Origin of the sequence: Pseudohalioglobus sediminis (assembly GCF_008370495.1) — a bacterium.
In the GTDB taxonomy this organism is placed as follows: Bacteria; Pseudomonadota; Gammaproteobacteria; order Pseudomonadales; family Halieaceae; genus Halioglobus.
In genome coordinates, this window is record NZ_VTUX01000005.1 from 97,611 (window position 1) to 117,174 (window position 19,564).

General features: G+C 56.3%; 20 protein-coding genes. 17 read left to right on the plus strand and 3 right to left on the minus strand.

Translation table 11 applies throughout. The annotated features are described in order from the left end of the window. Positions 1 to 23: 23 nt before the first annotated feature. The gene (locus F0M18_RS11725) at positions 24 to 422 is read right to left on the minus strand and encodes a SirB2 family protein (RefSeq protein ID WP_149611633.1); all 399 of its coding nucleotides are present in this window, start codon (positions 420 to 422) and stop codon (positions 24 to 26) included. A gap of 194 nt (positions 423 to 616) precedes the next feature. On the opposite strand from F0M18_RS11725, the gene F0M18_RS11730 reads away from it, so the two are divergent. Continuing rightward, positions 617 to 2,476 carry a hypothetical protein gene (locus F0M18_RS11730; protein ID WP_149611634.1) on the plus strand — a complete coding sequence of 620 codons (1,860 nt, stop codon included), beginning with the start codon at positions 617 to 619 and terminating at the stop codon, positions 2,474 to 2,476. On the opposite strand, the gene F0M18_RS11735 is transcribed toward F0M18_RS11730, so the two are convergent. Both F0M18_RS11735 and F0M18_RS20185 read right to left on the minus strand, forming a co-directional pair. Beyond that, entirely contained in the window at positions 2,473 to 4,632 is a 2,160-nt protein-coding gene (locus F0M18_RS11735) for a TonB-dependent receptor (protein ID WP_149611635.1), read from the minus strand. The genes F0M18_RS11730 and F0M18_RS11735 overlap by 4 nt on opposite strands. A 682-nt stretch (positions 4,633 to 5,314) precedes the next feature. Further along, complete coding sequence (locus F0M18_RS20185) at positions 5,315 to 5,950, minus strand: 4'-phosphopantetheinyl transferase family protein (protein WP_149611636.1); 636 nt, start codon at positions 5,948 to 5,950, stop codon at positions 5,315 to 5,317. Between the two features lie 246 nt (positions 5,951 to 6,196). On the opposite strand from F0M18_RS20185, the gene F0M18_RS11745 reads away from it, so the two are divergent. The 16 genes from F0M18_RS11745 (at position 6,197) to fabG (ending at position 19,558) form a co-directional block, all read left to right on the plus strand. Further along, the gene (locus tag F0M18_RS11745; protein ID WP_262500938.1) at positions 6,197 to 6,817 is read left to right on the plus strand and encodes a beta-ketoacyl synthase chain length factor; all 621 of its coding nucleotides are present in this window, start codon (positions 6,197 to 6,199) and stop codon (positions 6,815 to 6,817) included. Then, complete coding sequence (locus tag F0M18_RS11750) at positions 6,814 to 7,581, plus strand: lysophospholipid acyltransferase family protein (RefSeq protein WP_149611638.1); 768 nt, start codon at positions 6,814 to 6,816, stop codon at positions 7,579 to 7,581. The genes F0M18_RS11745 and F0M18_RS11750 overlap by 4 nt, the downstream gene beginning before the upstream one ends. Next, a complete protein-coding gene (locus tag F0M18_RS11755; RefSeq protein WP_149611639.1) occupies positions 7,578 to 7,856 on the plus strand; it encodes a phosphopantetheine-binding protein in 279 nt (92 codons plus the stop codon). The genes F0M18_RS11750 and F0M18_RS11755 overlap by 4 nt, the downstream gene beginning before the upstream one ends. Continuing rightward, positions 7,853 to 8,104 (plus strand): acyl carrier protein, encoded by a 252-nt coding sequence (locus F0M18_RS11760; RefSeq protein WP_149611640.1) that lies wholly within the window; start codon positions 7,853 to 7,855, stop codon positions 8,102 to 8,104. Before F0M18_RS11755 ends, F0M18_RS11760 begins: the two co-directional genes overlap by 4 nt. Continuing rightward, on the plus strand, positions 8,101 to 8,682 hold the full coding sequence (locus F0M18_RS11765; RefSeq protein ID WP_149611641.1) for a COG4648 family protein: 582 nt from the start codon (positions 8,101 to 8,103) through the stop codon (positions 8,680 to 8,682). The genes F0M18_RS11760 and F0M18_RS11765 overlap by 4 nt, the downstream gene beginning before the upstream one ends. After that, positions 8,657 to 10,330 carry an AMP-binding protein gene (locus F0M18_RS11770; protein WP_188109697.1) on the plus strand — a complete coding sequence of 558 codons (1,674 nt, stop codon included), beginning with the start codon at positions 8,657 to 8,659 and terminating at the stop codon, positions 10,328 to 10,330. The genes F0M18_RS11765 and F0M18_RS11770 overlap by 26 nt, the downstream gene beginning before the upstream one ends. A 5-nt stretch (positions 10,331 to 10,335) precedes the next feature. Beyond that, positions 10,336 to 11,076 carry a glycosyltransferase family 2 protein gene (locus F0M18_RS11775; RefSeq protein ID WP_149611643.1) on the plus strand — a complete coding sequence of 247 codons (741 nt, stop codon included), beginning with the start codon at positions 10,336 to 10,338 and terminating at the stop codon, positions 11,074 to 11,076. Further along, positions 11,069 to 11,998 carry an LpxL/LpxP family acyltransferase gene (locus tag F0M18_RS11780; RefSeq protein ID WP_149611644.1) on the plus strand — a complete coding sequence of 310 codons (930 nt, stop codon included), beginning with the start codon at positions 11,069 to 11,071 and terminating at the stop codon, positions 11,996 to 11,998. The genes F0M18_RS11775 and F0M18_RS11780 overlap by 8 nt, the downstream gene beginning before the upstream one ends. After that, complete coding sequence (locus tag F0M18_RS11785; RefSeq protein ID WP_149611817.1) at positions 11,998 to 13,548, plus strand: HAL/PAL/TAL family ammonia-lyase; 1,551 nt, start codon at positions 11,998 to 12,000, stop codon at positions 13,546 to 13,548. The genes F0M18_RS11780 and F0M18_RS11785 overlap by 1 nt, the downstream gene beginning before the upstream one ends. Next, the gene (locus F0M18_RS11790; protein ID WP_149611645.1) at positions 13,541 to 13,957 is read left to right on the plus strand and encodes an acyl-CoA thioesterase; all 417 of its coding nucleotides are present in this window, start codon (positions 13,541 to 13,543) and stop codon (positions 13,955 to 13,957) included. Before F0M18_RS11785 ends, F0M18_RS11790 begins: the two co-directional genes overlap by 8 nt. Further along, positions 13,954 to 14,505 carry a LolA family protein gene (locus tag F0M18_RS11795; RefSeq protein ID WP_149611646.1) on the plus strand — a complete coding sequence of 184 codons (552 nt, stop codon included), beginning with the start codon at positions 13,954 to 13,956 and terminating at the stop codon, positions 14,503 to 14,505. Before F0M18_RS11790 ends, F0M18_RS11795 begins: the two co-directional genes overlap by 4 nt. Before the next feature lie 187 nt (positions 14,506 to 14,692). Beyond that, on the plus strand, positions 14,693 to 16,735 hold the full coding sequence (locus F0M18_RS11800) for an MMPL family transporter (RefSeq protein ID WP_149611647.1): 2,043 nt from the start codon (positions 14,693 to 14,695) through the stop codon (positions 16,733 to 16,735). Continuing rightward, the gene (locus tag F0M18_RS11805) at positions 16,735 to 17,220 is read left to right on the plus strand and encodes a hypothetical protein (protein ID WP_149611648.1); all 486 of its coding nucleotides are present in this window, start codon (positions 16,735 to 16,737) and stop codon (positions 17,218 to 17,220) included. Before F0M18_RS11800 ends, F0M18_RS11805 begins: the two co-directional genes overlap by 1 nt. Then, entirely contained in the window at positions 17,204 to 18,385 is a 1,182-nt protein-coding gene (locus F0M18_RS11810) for a beta-ketoacyl-ACP synthase (RefSeq protein ID WP_149611649.1), read from the plus strand. Before F0M18_RS11805 ends, F0M18_RS11810 begins: the two co-directional genes overlap by 17 nt. After that, entirely contained in the window at positions 18,375 to 18,833 is a 459-nt protein-coding gene (locus F0M18_RS11815) for an ApeP family dehydratase (protein ID WP_149611650.1), read from the plus strand. Before F0M18_RS11810 ends, F0M18_RS11815 begins: the two co-directional genes overlap by 11 nt. Then, positions 18,830 to 19,558, plus strand: coding sequence for a 3-oxoacyl-ACP reductase FabG (gene fabG, locus F0M18_RS11820; protein ID WP_149611651.1), 729 nt, complete (start codon positions 18,830 to 18,832; stop codon positions 19,556 to 19,558). Before F0M18_RS11815 ends, fabG begins: the two co-directional genes overlap by 4 nt. Positions 19,559 to 19,564: the final 6 nt, after the last annotated feature.

Consider the following 19,564-nt stretch of genomic DNA (forward strand, 5'->3'; position numbering starts at 1 on the left):
CAAAGGCAGCGCTCTCTGCCTGCCTAAGCGGCCCCTGCATACAGGGGTCCCCAGGGTGAGTGGGTGAGCGCCACAGCAAAAATGTACGCGGCAATACACAGCGCCGCTATGTACGCGAGCGCGCGTCCGCGCCGACTGCTGCCGAACCTCAGTGCCACCATCCCCATAGCGATGTAACACAGCAGCGCCAGGATCTTGGCGCTTACCCAATCCAGTTGCAGTGGTGATACACCCCAGAGCCACAGCATACCCAGCGCAGAGCCCAGCAGGACGGTATCTACAGTGTGCGGCGCAACGCGTGCCCAGCGTGTCAGTCGCAAGGGATTGTCATTCAGGGCCCAGTAGCCCCGCAGGGCAAAGCCGAGAACGGAAATCAGCGCACAGGTCACGTGCAAGGTTTTTAGCAGGGTAAAGGCGGTCATGGCGCCAGTTTAACAGCGCTTTATCGAGCCTGACGTCCGGTAAAGCAACTGCCGGCCCCAAAAGGTGATAAAGGGCCACTTTCATATACGGTCTGGAAGGGTACAGCAAACCCTTATTTTCCCTAGTTTGTACTGGCCGCGTTCGTTTCACGCTTGATATAGTCGCGCTGTCAAGAATCGAGAGCTGTATTGATATGTTACGCCGTTTCCGCCTGTTACCCCTTGTTTGTGTCCTGGTGTTGAGCGCCTGTCGCATGCCGGTAGAGATCTCCGGCAAAGGTTTCGTATTCGGTGAACAGGCCCGCGCCGTCTATGTTGACGGCTATATGTTCGACATCGAAGAGGACTTTGAGGAAGTGTTCTGGCCGGTGCCGGCGCCGGGGCACAGTTTCAGTGGCTGGACGCAGATCTGCAATCGCACTTATGGTCCCTGTGAACTGGCGCTGACACGCAAGTTCTGGCAGGAGGATGTGGAGATTCCCCTGGCAACCCGCTTTCGACCAGACTACCGGGGGCCACTGAGCCTCGTTGACTATGACCTGTACTGGAATGCCGCCACACGCACCCTGAGCATCCCCGTGAGCAGCCTTGTCGTGGATGGTGTCCACGCGGACGACGAGCCACGGCTGTTCATGGCCAGCATGGATATGGAAGACGTCATTCCTGCCAGGCGAGTGGGCAGCGATTACCGGTTCCAGATACAGAACAATACCTACAGCGTCGACGACTACTGGCTGTTTGTCTCGGCCACCGACAGCGACGGCGTGATCGCCAGTATCTCTATCGAGTTCGGCCTGGATGAGCAGATCAGGCAAGACGAATTGAAGCCTCACAGCAAGCGCTCACCCTATGCTGATGTGCTCTCCCGTTGCGTCAGCGCCAACAACCCTTTCGAACTGTGTACGCTGGAAACCCTGCCCTTCCTCGGCAGCGAGTCCACAAACCCCAGTGTCTCTGACGTGTTGCAACGCACGGTGGTTACCCACGGCTGGATGGGGCTGCGTTTTGCCGAAGTGCTGAATCGGCTGCCACCGGATATGCTGAAACTGTTTCGCGGTGTTACCGCAGTGGTGATCAGTTCGCGCGTGCGCCCCGCCTTCTACATCGCGACGTCCGGAGCCATTTACCTGGACCCGCAAGACCTCTGGTTGAACCCCACAGAGCGCGCAACAATCAACTGGGAACCGGACTATCGCAGTGGCTTCGGCAGTGCATTGGGTTTCATTTCCGCCGATGTCTATGTCGACGGCAACCAGTTGGCCTGGTTCTACTCATCCCAGTATGAAGAGTGGGAAAGCCGGCGCGTAAGCGACATCGTGCGCCCGCTGGCCAACCTGCTGATCCACGAGCTCACCCACGCCAATGACGCCATGCCGCCCGCGTTCCTGCCGCTGGTGTCGTCTGAAGAGACGCCGCTGGATGCGATCTTCCGTTTTGATGCAAATGCCGCCAGTACGCTGCTGGCAAATACCATGCCCCTGCGTTCGGAACTGCTCGCCGAGCTGGGTAAGGTGCTGTTCCAGGGCTTTCCGGCCAGTGCGCTCATACAATCGCTGACACCGAGAGCGGTTGGCCTGGAATTTGCCGCCGACGATGCCAACGCCCTGTATGGCTATTCAACCAGCTATGAAGACACTGCCATGCTGGTGGAGGAAGTACTGACCCGCTATTACTTCGGTGTAGATCGCGTGGCCTCTTTCCTCGAGGTGCCGGCATCGGAAGAACCTTCGTGCACCGAGTTTACGGTGCGCTGGGGTGTGCGCAATCGTGTGGCCACGCCCCGCGTGCGGGCCAGGGCGGAGCTTGTGTTAAGGGAAATTCTCGATGAGGCGGATGTCTCCACCTACCTGGATTCGGTGCCTGACACCGAGGCCTTGCAGCGCGGCATCGGCCTGTGTGAAAGCCTGCCGCGGCTGCCCAGCGTGAACGCGGCACCTCCGGGCAAGTTCATATCCCCTGCGGAACTCGCGCGCGTGCGCGCTATACAGGTCGACACGCACCGCAAGATGCGCGGTCAGGTCGGCCGGGGCCGCATTGTTCGCGACGTGCGCTAGAAGCGGTAACGGCCCTGCACAGCCAGGGTGCGCGGGCGGCTCACGCTGCCAATCGTGGTGCTGCCCGCTGGCAGCACCTGGCCGCCAAAGAATGGGAAGTCGAAACCAAAGGAACTCGATTCATCCAGCAGGTTGCGACCTATCAGCGCCACCTCCCAGCGGCCATCCGGACGTCCCAGGCCCAGTCGCAGATCGAGCAGGGTGAGGGCGTTGTCCGGGCTGGTTTCCAGGCGCTGCTGGAATTGCTCGTCGCGGTAATTGAGTGCGCCCTCCAGCCGCCACGCCAGCCCCCAGGCCTGCACGGGCAGCAGCCATGACACATCCGCGGATGCAGACCACTCCGGTGCGTAGGGCAGGCGCAGGTCGGTATCTTTCTCGCGCGCATCGGCATAGGTCGCACTCGCACCCAGCTCAAGGCCCGGCGAAACCAGCCATCGCGTTTCCAGCTCCACCCCGCGACTGCGTGCGGGCACGGTGGATGTCAGGAAGCCTGTGCCAACGAATGAGACGACCTGGAAATCATCTATATCAGTGTGATACAGCGCCGCGTTGAGCAGGCCCTTGCCCTGCCCCAGGCGCCATTTCACCCCCAGTTCCAGCGTCTCTGCCTTTTCGGTTTCAAACTCTGCGTCTTCCGGCCTTGCCACGTTGTTGGTAAAGCCGCCGCTCTTGCTGCCGGACGCCCAGGAGGCATATTGGGTCAGTCCATCGGACCAGTCGAATTGCAGGCTGACCGAGCCATCGAGGTTGTGCTCCGACCGGTGCAGGTCAGTGGGCGCTACCTCGGGACTGAACAGGTTGGCAAGAATGTCTGCTGCTGGTCCCCCACTGCGCAGCCGCTCTCGCCCCCACAGGGCGTCCTTGTCTTCCTCCGTGTACCGCAGTCCCAGTGCCAGTTGCCAGTTCGCGCCCAGGTAAACGTCGGCCTTGCCGAAGGTGGACAATATCCTGGTGTCCTGCTGGTAGGTCAGCAGGCTGGAGGAATCCACGGGCAGCGGCCCGATCGTGAACGGCGGCGGGAAGGAAGAGTCGGTGATGTTGGCGTAATCAAGGTCACTGTCGTGGTAGTAAACGCCCACTATGTAGTCCAGTTTATCGCCAACGGGTGACGCAATACGCAGCTCCTGGGTGAACTGCTCATAGTCACTGGAAAAAATCGAAGTCAGGTAGTCTACGGAAAGAAAATCGGTATCCGTCAGGCGGTCGTTGTCGAACATGGACCAGCCGGTCAACAGGGTCAGCGTGTGCCCGCCCAGCAGCTGCTCATATTGTGCCAGCGCGCGCCGTGAGGTCTGTTCATCATCGGCATCACCCGCGCTGCTGTAGGAAGTAAACGCGTTTTTATTTCCATCGAGGCCGATATCCGCGGTGGGGTCCATGGCCTGCATGAAGCCCAGGGTATCCGCGTCGGGCTGGAAGGTATCGCCACGAATGCGCAGATCGTCGTACTCGAAACTCAGATCCAACAAACCGGTCTCCAGCACGTCATAGCGGGCGGAGAGGCGCAGCGTATTCTGCTCGCGCTCCGGCACTTCGTTACCCGTGGCCCGGTTGTCGACGTAGCCCCCCTCGTCAACGGCATTGAAAGCCAGGCGATACGCACCGAAGGCGGTGGGCATATTGAGCGCGCCGGAGAGGTAAGCGCTGTCAAACCGGGTTTCGTAGTCGCCCTGGATGTAGCCGGACCACTCCTCTCCAGGGCGACGGGTGACAATACTCAGGGCACCGAGGCTGGTGTTCTTGCCAAGCAGCGTATTCTGCGTGCCCTTGATCACTTCGACACGCTCAATATCGAACAGGGCGCTCTGGAAATCGCGCACGCGACCGCTCCAAACCCCATCGATAAACAGCCCCACCGACTGGTCCAGGCTCTCACTGGCTGAACCCGTGCCCAGCCCGCGCATGGTGACCTGTGCGAGATTCTGCGGTGTGGGTTGAATAACCAGGCCCGGCACAGAATCGGCGAGGTCAGCGGTGTTTCGAATCGAGAAGTTGTCGATGGTCTCCGCGCTGACCACGTTAATGGTCACCGGGATATCCTGCACGTTCTGCTCCCGTTTCTGCGCCGTGACCAGCACCTCCTCCAGAACGGATTCCCTGGCCAACCCGGACCCGGCCACAAAACACAGGGTCAGGCCACAAACAGCTTTGTTCAACGCTCGGTTGCCCTTATGAAAAACTTGAATTGAAATTGCCCGTCTCGCGGGCACAGCACCAGAATCATACTCTATCGCAGCATCTCCGCCGCGGATTTTTTAGCCTACGAATAAGGCTGGTGTGCACGCAAAATAATTGGTAACTGCAAGCGAAAATAATTAGTACACATTCAAGATATCAATCATTAACAAAACACGAAAAAATTAACACATCTTGATCGCATTATCCGGTTACAAGGTCATCAGTATGTATTGCCGCTTCGATACACGATCAGAATCAATCAGAATTAGACTCCGAAGCAGAGTTACGGTTTCGCGTACTCCCGCCGCCGACCAGCGACGGAAATACTGTGTATTCGCCCTCTATTTTGGCGAGTATTTGAACTTCTGACCGCCAACTGCGGCTGAATACATCAATCCACCCTTTGCCACAGTGAGGACAGCAATACCATTAGCATATCCAGCAGCAGTAGCGGCGCTATCAGCGTTCCCACTGGCACTTAATGAAGCCCCCCATCAACCGAGGCACCTGCGGATGCACCAGCAGTGATGGCTACCGCCCGCCGAAACCTCTGCGCGAATTTTCCTTATTCACAAAACTACTTTCTTTAGGCCTATGATGTGTCAGATAAATTCCCGTAGATAGGTGATCACTACAGGCACCGATACCAACTGCCCCTTTTCACGGCGGCAAAAAAGTGACGGGAAGAGTTCGCCAACTGAGAGTATGACCGAGAGATGTCTTGATAAGACCTGGCGTAGGAACACAACCGATCAAACCGTACACGTGTTCACTGGTTTCACATAGGTGAGCTATTGGTGGTCTATCAATGCATCCTGGCATATTTGTAACCAGAAGTTCGCCCCGTGTCAGAACAGCACGATTAAGATCGCCAAAAACACTGCCATGAAATGTCTTGAGGTAAGCCTCTTTCATAACCCAAGACTGCAAAAAGTGCCGTCGGCGAGCTCCTGGTTCAATTTGCCTAAGAGCGATAGCCTCTGCATCAGAAAAAAATTGGTCGGCTATCCCAGACCAATTTCGGTCCTGATCTAAGACCTCAACGTCAATACCAACGGGGCCTGATGCGAGAGCCAATGCGACCGTGCCCCGACTGTGAGATATTGAGAGATGCAAGCCGGTACCTGCTCTTAATTGGTCGGCTAGCGGCCTAAAAGGCGCATCAAAATCCAGAAAAGTCGGCCGAACCTGGAGCGCAGCAAGTGCATCTTCCAAAAGCCTGCGCCCAGCATGGCTGGCCTCAGCTCTACATCGGCCAGCACAGTGGCGGCTAAAAACCGCGAGACCATCAAACATTTATCAATAAAATCATTCGGTTATATAACCCTGAGAGGTTACTTTAATGACCTAATTATCCGACAAATAAATATCCGTGAATATCCGCTTTCTATATAATCGAGGTATCAACCGAAAGCCAAGTCACACCTGGACGTGGACAGTAGCAAAATTCATCTTGGAATTGCCGGCTGGAGCAGCTGGACCCCTAGTGGCGAACATGCGATCTGCACTACTTTCCGAGGTGCCGCTTGTCCCTCCACAGTTATGTTGGAAAAGCCCTCCCTTAAAAGCATCCCACCCATACAACGGCGCCGTCTGGGGAAGTTAGCCAGGGTTGTCTTTCATGTGCTCGAAGAGGCTATGGGCGATATCAGTGATCAAGTAGTCATCTTTAGTTCACGCATGGGTGAAATTCAGCGGACTCAATCCATCCTGGAAGCAATAGCAAGTCAACATGCCGTATCACCCGCTGACTTCAGTTTGTCGGTACACAATGCAATTGCGGGGCAATGGTCACTAATTCACAAAGTACGCCAACCACTGCTGGCCCTGGCTCCCGGAAATGGGGGCCCTGTTCCCGCACTGCTGGAAGCGTACGCACACCTGATCAGCGGCGAAACCGACCGGATTGCCGTGGTCTGCTTTGAAGAGAACTACCCCGAGTTTTATCAACCCTATATCCATGGCCCCCAGGCACCAACAGCGCTCGCCCTGCAATTGGTGCTCGATTGCAGAGAAACAACCCTTGAACTCAAACCACTGGAGACATACTCGGGCAGAGAGACCACGGGTTTCACTCCCTTGGCAGAGCTGTTGATGAAAAAGTCTTCGCAAGTGCAGTTCAGCGACCGTAGTTCCAGCTGGGACCTTCGGATAACAGCATGAACGAGCGCCAAGACTTCTACTATTGGCGGGTACTCGCCACCGGAATCTGCTTCACCCTTTTTGGCGTCGGTGGGCTACTTATGGGGCTGGTATTGTTCCCGATTCTAGCGCTATTCTCCAGGGATCCGCGGGTTCGAACCCGTCGCTGTCGCCTGGTGATTCACCACGCGTTCCGCCTGTTTATCAAGCTCATCCATTCGCTGGGTTTACTAACCTACTCCCTGGACGGGGAAGAATCCTTGCGCGGTGAGGGTGTGCTGGTGATAGCAAACCATCCAACGCTGATAGACGTGATCTTCCTGGTTGCCCAGATTCCGAATGCAAGCTGTATTGTCAAAGCAGGCTTGTTCCAGAACCCCTTCACCCGGGGCCCCGTGTCGTGGGCTGGGTATATTCCGAATACAGAGCCCGAAGAACTATTCGAAAACTGCCAGCGCCAACTAGAAGAGGGAGCCAACCTGGTCATATTCCCAGAGGGCACTCGCTCTATAGAAGGCAGACTGCATAAATTCAGGCGAGGGGCGGCCTACATATGGCTCCGTTTCAACTGCGATCTGGCGCTAGCCACACTGAACTCTGAGCCACCCACACTGGCTAAGAACACGCCTTGGTATAAAATTCCGAGGCAGCGTTTTCACTACAGTCTGAAGGTTCGTCGGGCTGGCGAAACTACGTTGCTACAGCCCGTCCCAGACGCAGGGGATGACGCACGCTCTATCAATCGGCAATGGCAAGAATATTTTCAGCAGGAACTGACAACATGAACGATCTCGAACAGCAGATAAAACAGCTGATCATTGACGCCCTCGATCTGGAGGACATCACAGCGGCGGATATCATTTCCGACGATCCGCTGTTTGAAAGCGGACTGGGCCTGGATTCGATCGACGCCCTCGAATTGGGCATGGCACTACAGCAAAAATTTGGTGTGACCATTGATGCAGAAGATAAGAGCACCAAAGAGCATTTCCAATCTGTGACCAACCTAGCGAAGTTTGTTCACTCAGCTAGCACCGGTACCCAGGGAGAGACGGCATGAAAACACGTGAAGAAGTCTACGGGGTTCTCTGCGACCTATTGGTAAATATGTTCGAGGTAGAAGCGGACGATATCTCCGGCAGCGCCAATCTCTATGAAGACCTTGATGTGGACAGTATTGATGCTGTCGACCTCGTGGTGGAGCTAAAGAGTATCACTGGCAAGCAGATCGACCCCGATGAATTCAATTCGGTACGCACCGTCGACGATGTCGTATCTACCGTGGTAGGTATTCTGGGCATCGAATGAACCGAGTCCTCCAGGTGATGACCGGGCTGGTGCTGGCGCTCTACCCACTATTGATCTTCTTTGGCCTGCAGGTCATGGAGCCAGCACACATGGCCGGAATGCTGCTGGCCATGGCCTTGTTACGCATGGCAAGCCTACGTGCATCACCTGGCGGTAGGGGAGCGCAATTGGTACTCGCAGCCGTGCTTCTGGTAATTGCGGCCTTCACCCTGGTTGCAGAGAGCCCGAACGGGTTTCGCTACTACCCGGTGGTGGTCAACATAGTTTTTCTATCGGCATTTTTCGCCTCACTGATCAAAGGCCCTCCGGTCGTCGAACGGTTGGCCCGGTTAACCGAGCCACACTTGCCGCAGCAAGCCGTGGTTTATACACGCAAGGTAACCATCCTCTGGTGTGTATTCTTTCTGTTCAATGGCACCATCGCATTGTACACAGCAGCGTTTGCCAGTTTCGAAGCCTGGGCCTATTACAACGGCTTTCTCGCCTACATCCTAATGGCCGTACTTTTCTCGCTAGAATGGCTGGTGCGCAGGTATGTCCGAAGGAGGGTGGATGCGACTCCTCAGCGAACTCAATAGGGAAAGTTTCAATCCCGATCACGTGGTGGCCCTGGCTCACTCCGGGGCTCTAAACTGGACCGATTTTTTAGCCGAGATAGATTGCTTGCGCGCCAGGCTGAGTCATCTGGAGTCAGACGAGGTTGCCCTATTCGATAACGACACCTACCGTTTCGGAGCGGCAATGCTCGCTCTCCTGGCAGAAGGAAAGCGGATTTTCCTACCCGGTGAAAATCACCAAGCCATGGCATCAACCCTTGAGTCACAGTCCATAACGCTTGTGGGTAACTGGCCCGAGAGGAACACCATCGCCCTTGACGAAAATCCCGCCACCGCACCCGCCAATCCTATCCAACTCAGCGGCCTGGTGACGGTATACACTTCAGGCTCCACGGGCACCCCGAAAGCCATCGACAAGACCCTCGCGCAAATTGACGCTGAGCTACTAGCCCTCGAAGCGTGCTTTGGCAGCGATATCGCAGATAGTGACGTCTACAGTGGCGTGAGCCACCAGCATCTGTATGGCCTTTTGTTCGGTTTTTGCTGGCCGCTGAGCAGTGGGCGCGCTTTCTGGCGCCACCCGTTTATCGATCCATCGATTCTAGCGCGCACGGCAAACCAGTCGTCAGAAGCTATCTGGATATCAAGCCCCGGCCACCTGCACCGCCTTGGCCAGGACCTGCCCTGGGACCAGGCGCGACAGGCCACGCGTGCGGTGTTTTCCTCCGGTGGCCCGCTAAATACAATTGCCGCTCAGGAGGTGTTCGAAGGTCTGGGTGACTACCCCCACGAGGTACTGGGGAGCTCGGAAACCGGCGGTATCGCACACCGTCAACAACGTGAGCCCGGCACGCCATGGACTCCGCTGCCGTGTGTGAAGATCGCTGCCAGCGAAACCGGCAACCTCCAGGTACGGTCGCCGTTTTTGCCCGGCGACGATTGGTTTGAAACTGGGGACATACTCCTGGAGGTAACGTCCGAGGGTTTCCACTTGGGTAAGCGCAGCGACCGCATCGCCAAGATAGAGGGCAAGCGGATTTCCCTGGTTGAGGTTGAGAGCACACTAGAATCGCACCCGTTTATCCACGAAGCCTATGCGCTGGTTGTAGAGCGCCATCGCGAGGTCGTGGGCGCACTACTCAGCCTGAGCGATGAAGGCATTGCTGCGATCACAGAGCTTGGGCTGGCTAGGTTTAATAAGACGCTGCGGCAGGCCGCGATTCCGTCGCTGCCACCATTGGGAGTACCCCGTGTCTGGCGCTTCTGCCCAGGTTTACCGCGCAATACCCAGGGTAAACTGGGGGCCGACAGCTTGACGCCCTGGTTCGAGGACGACCGACTACCGCCGGCAGTGGCCCAGACCACCCGGGAGAACGGATGCACCCTGAAGGTCTGGGTTGACCAGAACTGCCGTTATTTTGAGGGGCACTTCCCCCAAGGGCCTGTACTCCCCGGAGTGGTTCAGGTTACCTGGGCTGAGGCCTACGCACGCCGCCATCTCGATATCAGTGGCACCTTTGCGGGGATGCAGGCGCTCAAGTTCAAGGAAATCGTCAGGCCCAACTCCATGCTCGACCTGGAGTTGGATTGGGATACCGGGCGGGGTGGCCTGGAGTTTCGCTTCTCCTCTGCAGGGAAGGTGCACAGCCAGGGCCGGCTGCTGTTTTAGTCCAGATGTACCGTCCTGCGATAGTCATTCCCGTATACAACCACCCTACCACGGTGCGCCCACTACTATTGCAACTGGAAGCCTACAAACTCCCGGTGATTCTGGTTAACGACGGTTCCGACACCACCTGTACGGAAACACTGCGCGCGCTGGACCGGGAATTTAGCTGGGCTTCGCTAATCGAGCGAGAGAACAATGGCGGCAAGGGTGCTGCTGTGAAAGCCGGATTGCGCGAAGCCGCGCAGCAGGGCTATACCCATGCACTGCAAGTCGACGCCGATGGGCAACACGAGCTCGGCGACTTAAGTAAACTGCTATCGCTGTCACGTGGTGCACCCGAAGCCGTTATCTCTGGCGCACCTGATTACCGCGATGTGCCGGCTATCAGGTACTACGGGCGCTACCTCACACACTTCTGGGTATGGATCAACACACTCTCCCTGGATATCGAAGATTCCATGTGCGGTTTCAGGGCCTACCCCTTGGCGAGTACGCTAGGAGTCATTGACACGTCAGCAACAGGCGACCGGATGGATTTCGACCCCGAAATACTTGTTCGGCTGCACTGGGCGGGAGTTCAGGTAATTCAGTTCCGTACGCCCGTGCACTACCCTCAGGACGGTATTTCTCACTTCAAGGCACTGCAGGACAATATGCTGATCAGCTGGGCTCATACGCGTATGTTTTTCGGCATGTGTCTCCGGCTACCCTTTATTCTCCAGCGTAAGTGGCAACACCGTGGCTGACAGTCAGCGCTGGTCAGAGATTCGTGAGAATGGCTTTCTCACGGGCATGCGGTTCCTGTTTCTGGTGTATCGACTGGGAGGGTTCCTGGCCTTCCGAATCATTCTCCAGCCGGTACTTTTGTTCTACTTCCTACGAAACAAACTCGCGCGCGACGCTTCGCTGGAGTACCTGGGCAGGTTGCAGGCCACTTTTCCTGACGACAACACGCCGGCACCGGGCTGGTGGAATGCCTATCGCCATTTCAATGCCTTTGCCAATGCCTCGCTGGACCGCCTGGCTGTGTGGGCGAATTCCAGCATCCTGGACCGGATCAGCTTTCCCGACCGGCCTATCCTGCTGGAACAGATCGCCACCGGTAGGGGGGCGGTTCTTCTTGGTGCTCATATTGGCAATATGGAAATCTGTCGCGGCCTGTCGACACGCAACCCGGATCTGAAACTGAATATTCTGGTTCATACCCAACATGCCGACATGTTCAATCGGCTACTACGTGAAGTCGTGGGCGAAACAGCTATTACCCTGATCGAAGTCAGTGACCTGAGCCCGGCCACAGCAATAGAGTTACAGGGAAGAGTAGATCGCGGCGAATTTGTCGCTATCCTAGCAGACCGGGTGCCGGCCAGTAGCAGCGAGCGCTGTAGCGAGCAAATGTTCCTAGGTAAGCAGGCCAAGTTTCCCGACGGCCCATTTATACTGGCTTCGCTGCTAAAATGCCCCGTTTACACCCTGTTCTGTACCCGGGAGGGCAGAGGCTATAAAATCCGCTGCCAGAAATTCGCCGATGACATAAAACTTCCCCGGTCTAGCAGGAAGCAAGCAGTAACGGGATACAGCGAACGCTACTCCAGGGCACTGGAACAAAACCTTCGCCACGCTCCCCTGCAATGGTTCAACTTCTATCCCTTTTGGGATCAGGAATGATGGTACAGAAAAATTCACAGACAGTCGTTTTCGATGGCACCCCACTTACTGTCATCCAAGTAGCAGCACTCGCGGCCGGCAAGGCGAAGGTGAAACTGGACACTTCCGACGAATTCAGAGCACGCATAGACCGCGGGGCTGAATTCCTGGAAAAGTTACTGCGCGAAGACGGCGTTATCTATGGTGTGACCACCGGATATGGTGACTCCTGCAGCGTTAGCGTACCCCCGGAACTGGTCTACGAATTACCTCGTCACCTCTACACTTTCCACGGCTGTGGTATGGGTGAAGCCTTTTCACTCGAGGAGAGCAGGGCAATACTGGCTGCCCGGCTGGCAAGTCTCTGCCAAGGCTATTCCGGGGTTCGCTATAGGCTGTTGGAGCAGATCAGTACATTATTAATACGCGATATCATCCCGATCATCCCACAGGAAGGGTCTGTCGGGGCGAGCGGCGACCTGACGCCCCTATCTTACCTGGCTGCTGTGCTCGAAGGGCATCGCGAGGTGTGGTACCGGGGCGAGCAACTCACGACTGCCGAGGTGTATTCCGCAGAAGGCATAGAACCGATATCACTTCGACCAAAAGAAGCACTCGCCATTATGAATGGCACTGCTGCTATGACGGGTATCGCCTGTCTTGCGGTCACTCGAGCCCAGTACGTGGTACGCCTCGCCACGCGCATTACCAGCCTATGCTCGGTGGCGGTAGAGGGCAACGATTTCCACTTCGACCCCATGCTCTTCTCAGTGAAGCCACATCCGGGGCAGCAACAGATTGCCGCATGGATTCACGACGATCTTCATACCGGTGAGGTGCCGCGCAACAGCAACCGACTACAGGACAGATACTCATTGCGCTGTGCTCCACATGTTATCGGGGTGTTGCAGGACATGCTGCCCACAACCGTTGCGTTCGTGGAACGGGAGCTCAATAGCGCAAACGACAACCCTATTATCGACGCAGAAGGAGAGCACGTACTCCACGGGGGCCACTTCTATGGTGGTCATATCGCCCACGCCATGGACAGCCTGAAAGCAGCTCTTGCCAATGTGGCCGACCTGGTAGATCGCCAGATTGCCCAGACCGTTGACCCCAAGTTCAACCACGGGCTTCCAGCTAACCTGTCGGGCGCCACTGGCACACAGGCCGCCATAAACCACGGCTTTAAGGCTGTACAGATCGCGGCATCTGCATGGACTGCCGAAGCCCTCAAGGGCACTTTGCCCGCCAGCATATTCTCTCGCTCCACCGAGTGCCATAACCAAGACAAAGTGAGTATGGGAACAATTGCAGCAAGGGACTGCACTCGGGTGTTGGAACTGGTAGAGCAGGTTCTTGCCGCAGGTATCGCTATCAGTTGCCAGGGCGTTGCATTGCGCATCCGCGACGGACAGCTGACCCTGCAAGACCTGCAGCCTGCCCTGCAGCAGGATCTGGAGAGGACGGCCCAACTGCTGACCTTCCTCACGGAGGACCGACCGCTTGAGCAAGACCTTCGACGGCTGGTTGAGGCCATACGCGAGAAGCATTGGGTGCTGTATGCCTAAGTGCTACGCAGAAGGCGAAATAACTGTCGAAGTTCCCTTCCATGATATCGATGTGATGGGGATTGCCTGGCATGGACACTACGCCAAGTACTTGGAGCTGGCCCGCACCGAACTGCTCAACAACATCGATTACGACATCGAGCAAATGAAGGCCTCAGGCTATGCCTGGCCAGTAATCGAGCTCCATATTCGCTATGCAAGGCCTCTAAACTATCGTCAAAAAATCCGTGTCCGCGCGCGACTTGCGGAGTTCGAGAACCGCCTCAAGATAAACTATGAAATATCCGACCAGCAAACCGGCAGGCGGCTCACGCGGGCCCACACAGTACAGGTAGCCCTCGACATCGCCTCAGGTGAAATGTTGTTTGCCAGCCCAGCCGTGCTGAAGGAAAGATTGAGCCTGTTATGAAACGATGCCTGCTTCTGGCCTTGCTGTTTATTGCAAGCCAGGCCCATACAGGTGAAGCCGAAATTATCGAAGAGCTCAGAAAAAGGCTAGCGATCTATGATGGTGTAACTGGGTACTTTCAGCAGGAGAAGCACCTTTCTTTCATGGACACCCCATTCGTGTCCAGCGGGAACTTCACTGCCACTCTCGAACAAGGTTTGCAGTGGCATGTCACCAGCCCTCTAGAATCCTTGATGATCGTAACGAAGCAGGGCGTGATCTTGGACGGGAAACGGGTGAGAGACCCCGGTGTGGGTACAATCATGGCCAGGATAATGAAAGGATTTATGAATGGCGACCTAGAGTCTCTGGAACAGGACTTCCACCTAACCGGTGATTTTGCTCGTGAGCCCTGGAAGCTGGACATGCGCCCGGCAAACCCTTTGCTTTCTCAGGTCCTAAGCACAATCGAAGTTTCTGGGACACACACCCTCAGCTCTATCGTGGTACGCGAGAAGTCCGGCAACTATACCGTGATGACTCTTACCGGGATCCAGGAAAGTGACTAAGATCAGGCCCTTGGCGGCCTGGTGCCTGCTGGCCACAGTCATCGCCGCAACGCTCCTGCTGAGGTGGCCCGAGAAGGCTTGGCTGACAACAGATTTCCAGCAACTCCTGCCCGTATCTGACACTGACCCCTGGCAACAACAGGCAGCCGCCCGCGCGAGTCATCGGTATAACCGCCAGCTGGTGTTAATGGCGCAGGGTGAGGAGGCTGGCATATTTTTACACCACGCCGTGGAACAGCTGACTCAGGCAGGTTATGTCGATCAGGACTTCGAGGCACAACAAGCGAGACGATGGTCCGCTCTGGCCGAACGGCTTGGACCGTTCGCTCCCGGGCTGATGTCCCGGTCTGACTACAGCCTGCTGGCCAATGACCCAGAGGCCTATCTAGACCAGTTCCGCGCTGCGCTATACAGCCCCCTGGGCGGCCAGTGGTTGGTCAACCTGCCAAAAGATCCTTTAGGGCTATTGCAAAACTTTCTCTCGGCAAGCGCCGTCGAGGGATTCACCGGGGGGCAGGATACAGAATTCAGGGTAGTACAGATCCCTGCAGACATCACAGGCTTTAATGCGCTCGCTGGTCTATATCCCGTGCACGAAGACCTGGTTTTGGATGCTTCACACCGCAAACTCACCTACCACGCACTGGGCGCACCTCTGTATACCTCCTATGGCGTGGCGAGCGGGCGCAGTGAAATCTCTACCGTGGGGCTCATCTCGATCTCGGCCCTGGTCGTGCTACTAACGATCGTACTGCGCAGCCCGATGGGGCTTTTCGTCACAGGCATCTCGGTGATGGCGGGAGTCGCCGGCGGATTCGCTATCACACTGGTCACATACCAGCAGGTCCACATTATCGCTCTGGTCTTTAGCAGCACCCTTATTGGCATCGCCGCCGACTATGCCTTTCATTACCTGTGCCACTCAAAATTGGTAGATTGGACACCGGACAAAGCACTGGCCGGGGTGCTGCGCGGACTAAGCCTGAGCGTGGTGTCCACTGCCGTGGCTTTTCTAGCGCTCACACTTATTCCATTTCCTGGCCTACAGCAGATCGGCTTGTTTATGGCTGCGGGGCTCACGTGTAGCTTCGCTACGGTCTGTCTCCTGTTTCCGCTGCTGTATCGCAAGGGCGCAGCGGGCTCACTTCGTGTCGCCCAACAACAGGACGACACATCGTGGCTTAGCCTGGGGCCAATGCCGCTCGTCCTGTTACTCATAGCAATATCGGTACCCGGTCTGATACAGCTCTCCCCGCGGGACGAGGTAAGGGACTTCTACGCCGCACCCGAACTGCTCGAGAAGGGCAGGGAAGCCATTGCTACCGCCTTGGACACCTCGAATGAAAGTCGCTTCCTGCTGCTTAAGGCGGAAAATCCAGAGTCGCTCCTGCAGCTGGAGGAGCGACTTGTCGCAGAAGTAAGCGGTCTACGGCCAGGTCTTTCGGCCATAGTGCCCAGTGAACACCAGCAGGCCCACCAACACCAGGTGCTGGAAGAAATGGCTAGGAAGGGGCTCATCCAGAGGCATATGGCATTGCTCGGTTTGGCTGAGGAAACAACGACAGCATATCTTGAGACCATCGCTAGACCCGCCGACCCGCTGCGCCCGGACCACCTCGAAGGAATAGATCTTCCCCTGGGGCTCGGTGGCTACCTGGGCTGTGCAGGAGAAACCTGTGCCAGCTGGTTAGCGTTGACTGGCCGCGAAGATGCCTCCGCTCTAGCCCGCTCTATAACCGGCAATACCGGGGTGTCATTGATAGACACTGTAGCCCAGGTGAATGCCGTTGTTGAAAAGTATCGGGTGTCGGCCAGCTATTTTCTAGTGGCAGCGGCACTACTGGTCTTCGTATTCCTTGCTATTCTCACCGATACAGTCAGGGCTGGGCTCATAATGTTACTGCCCGTTGGCGCCTCACTGCTCAGCCTTGCCCTGCTGGGATACCTACACAGTGGTTTCAGTATTGTAAGTGTTCTCGCCCTGTTTATCGTGGGCGGGATGGCGCTTGATTTCGGCATCTTCCTCCAGTTGGCCACCAAATCCTCACGCCCGGCAACCCGACTGGCGATCGCATTATCGGCAACTTCCACGCTACTGGCTTTCGGCACACTATCACTGTCAGCCACGCCAGTGATTGCCGCGTTCGGTATTAGCATAGGTAGCGGGCTACTCTTCGCCTGGCTACTCTCGCTGCTGCTGGCAACAGAAGATAACGAGGAGGCGAACTGATGCGCGCGCTGGTTAGCCTGCTTTTTGCCAGCCTGCTCTGGAGCTGTTCCGGCATATATCACTCCACAGGCCCAGTGCCCTATGCAGCGTTTTTCAATGAATTGCCGACAAATTACCAGTGGAGCGGAAAACTCGAGATTCAGCAGAGCGATAAGGTAACCTCGTATCTGGTGGCGCTCAACACCTCACAAGGCCAGGGGCAAATGGCTCTGCTTACAGGCCATGGCATGCCTCTGTTTTCGGCTGTGGAGCAGGATACGCGAACCAGAATTCAAAAACAGTTGGGGCTGGAGGGCTACCCCGGTCCCGGCGAATTGCTTTCCTATCTCGGACTAGCATTCAGCAGGACATCTTACGATTCACGGATAAACGTAACACGCCACGGTTCTGCACCGTGGTATGACAATATCGTTGTGCAGGACATGAAGTACAATATCGAAATCAGAATACACACCATGGAATGGCAAAATGTATCACCTGAATGATCTGGGGATGCTCTGCACGCTGGGATCTTCCCCGGCCGAAGTTGCCGCGAGCCTGCTAGACTCCGAAAATCCAGTGCCCGAGCCGGAGACCCTGTTCGCCTCCCGAGGGTCCTACCGCGTCGGTCAAATCCATACACGTCTGACGAAACTGCCCACGCAACTGGCAAATTATAACTGTCGGAATAATCGTCTTGCAGCAACCGCCCTCGATCAAATCCGGCCCGCAGTAGACCGCGCGGCGAATAAATGGGGCCGCGATCGGGTGGGTGTGGTCATGGCGACCAGTACCAGTGGCATTCATGCGACAGAGGAAGCGGTGCTACGAGTCCTGGAAGCGGGCAGCCATCCCGACAGCTATCACGCTTACCAAGGCATGCTCGGGGGTCTGGGGGATTTCAGCGCCAACTATCTAGGGTTGACCGGACCCACGTACACCATTTCCACGGCCTGTTCTTCGTCTGCCAACGCAGCTCTCAGCGCCCGACGGCTGCTTACAGCGGGCTTATGTGATGCTGTCGTTTTCGGCGGTGTCGACAGTTTATGTGAAATGACCCTGCAAGGATTCGGATCCCTGGAAGCACAGTCGGCCCATCTGAACATGCCGCTTAGCGTCAATCGCGACGGTATTAATATCGGCGAAGCCGCAGCTATCTTCCTGATGAGCAGCGAGGCCAAGGGCCCTGTCCTCGCAGGTGGCTGTGCCAGCTCCGACGCTCACCATATATCTGCACCGCACCCCGAGGGAGATGGGGCCTACCAAGCGATGTCCGGCGCGTTGCGAGATGCAGGTCTGGCACCAGAACAGATCGGCTATATCAATCTTCACGGCACAGCGACCAGACAAAATGACAGCATGGAGAGCAAAGCCGTGTCCCGGCTTTTCCCTAAATCAGTGCCCTGCAGTTCCAGCAAATCGATGACCGGGCACACACTCGGTGCCGCCGGCGCCCTGGAATTGGGTTTTTGCTGGCTTCTGCTTCAAACTGACGGCCCCACACGCTTGCCGCCTGCCTTGTATCAAGAAGAGGTCGACCCCGCTCTACCCCTGCTACACCTGGCCAACGCCGAGGCGATGGAGGCAACTCCAGCTTATTGCCTGAGTAATTCATTCGCATTTGGCGGAAGCAATGTTTCACTGATTATCGGGAGACTCGATGAAAGATAAGCCAGACATAGCCGAGATCCTACCGCATGCACCACCCATGGTTCTGCTGGACGAAGTTCTGGCTGACTCAACAGAAAGCATTACCTGCGCCCTGACGGTGCGGGCAGATCAACTCTTTGATAAAGACGGCACCGTACCGTCCTGGCTTGGAATCGAATATATGGCACAGGCCGTGGCAGCGTTCACCGGCCTGGAAAACTGGCGTCAGGGTCAGGCCATCAAGGTCGGGTTTCTGCTGGGTACCCGGCGCTTTAATACAGACACAGACACGTTTAGGGTAGACCAACGACTAGAAATCACCGCCGAGCGCGTCATCCAGGGCAGCAATGGGATGGCGGCCTTCGATTGCTCGGTGCGAGGGGAAGGTGTAAACCAGCACGCCACCCTCTCGGTCTACGAGCCCACGGAAGCAGATGCCGTATCCATGATTTCAGGAGAACAGGCATGACAAAAAAAACTGTGCTGGTGACTGGCTCCAGTCGCGGAATTGGTAAGGCCATCGCCAAGGAACTCGCCAAAGCGGGTTATAGTATTGTCGTTCATTATCGCTCTGGCCTGGAATCCGCTAAGGAAACCGTGCACGAGATCGAGGAACAGGGGGGCTCTGCTCGCCTTCTTCAGTTTGATATAGCCAATCGCACCCAAGTTGCAGCCGTCCTAGAACAAGATCTTGAGTTACATGAAGCTTACTATGGCGTTGTGTGCAATGCAGGTCTGGCCCGTGACAATGCATTTCCTGCGCTATCAGGCGATGACTGGGACACGGTTGTGCACACGAACTTGGATGGTTTTTACAATGTACTCAACCCATTAGTGATGCCCATGATCCGACGCCGCGCGCCCGGTCGAATTGTAACTCTGGCGTCCGTATCCGGATTGATTGGTAACCGTGGTCAGGTCAATTATTCTGCAGCCAAGGCTGGTATAATTGGCGCCACTAAAGCATTGGCCTTGGAACTGGCCAAACGGAAAATTACTGTGAACTGTGTAGCGCCTGGGCTAATCGATACCGATATGATCGAAGGCGCCCCCATAGAGGAAATCACCCGCACAATACCCATGCGACGGCTTGGCGAGACCAAGGAAGTAGCCGCCACTGTAAAGTTTCTCCTCAGCGATGAGGCAGGATACATCACCAGACAGGTAATCTCCGTCAACGGCGGTCTGTGCTGATAGATA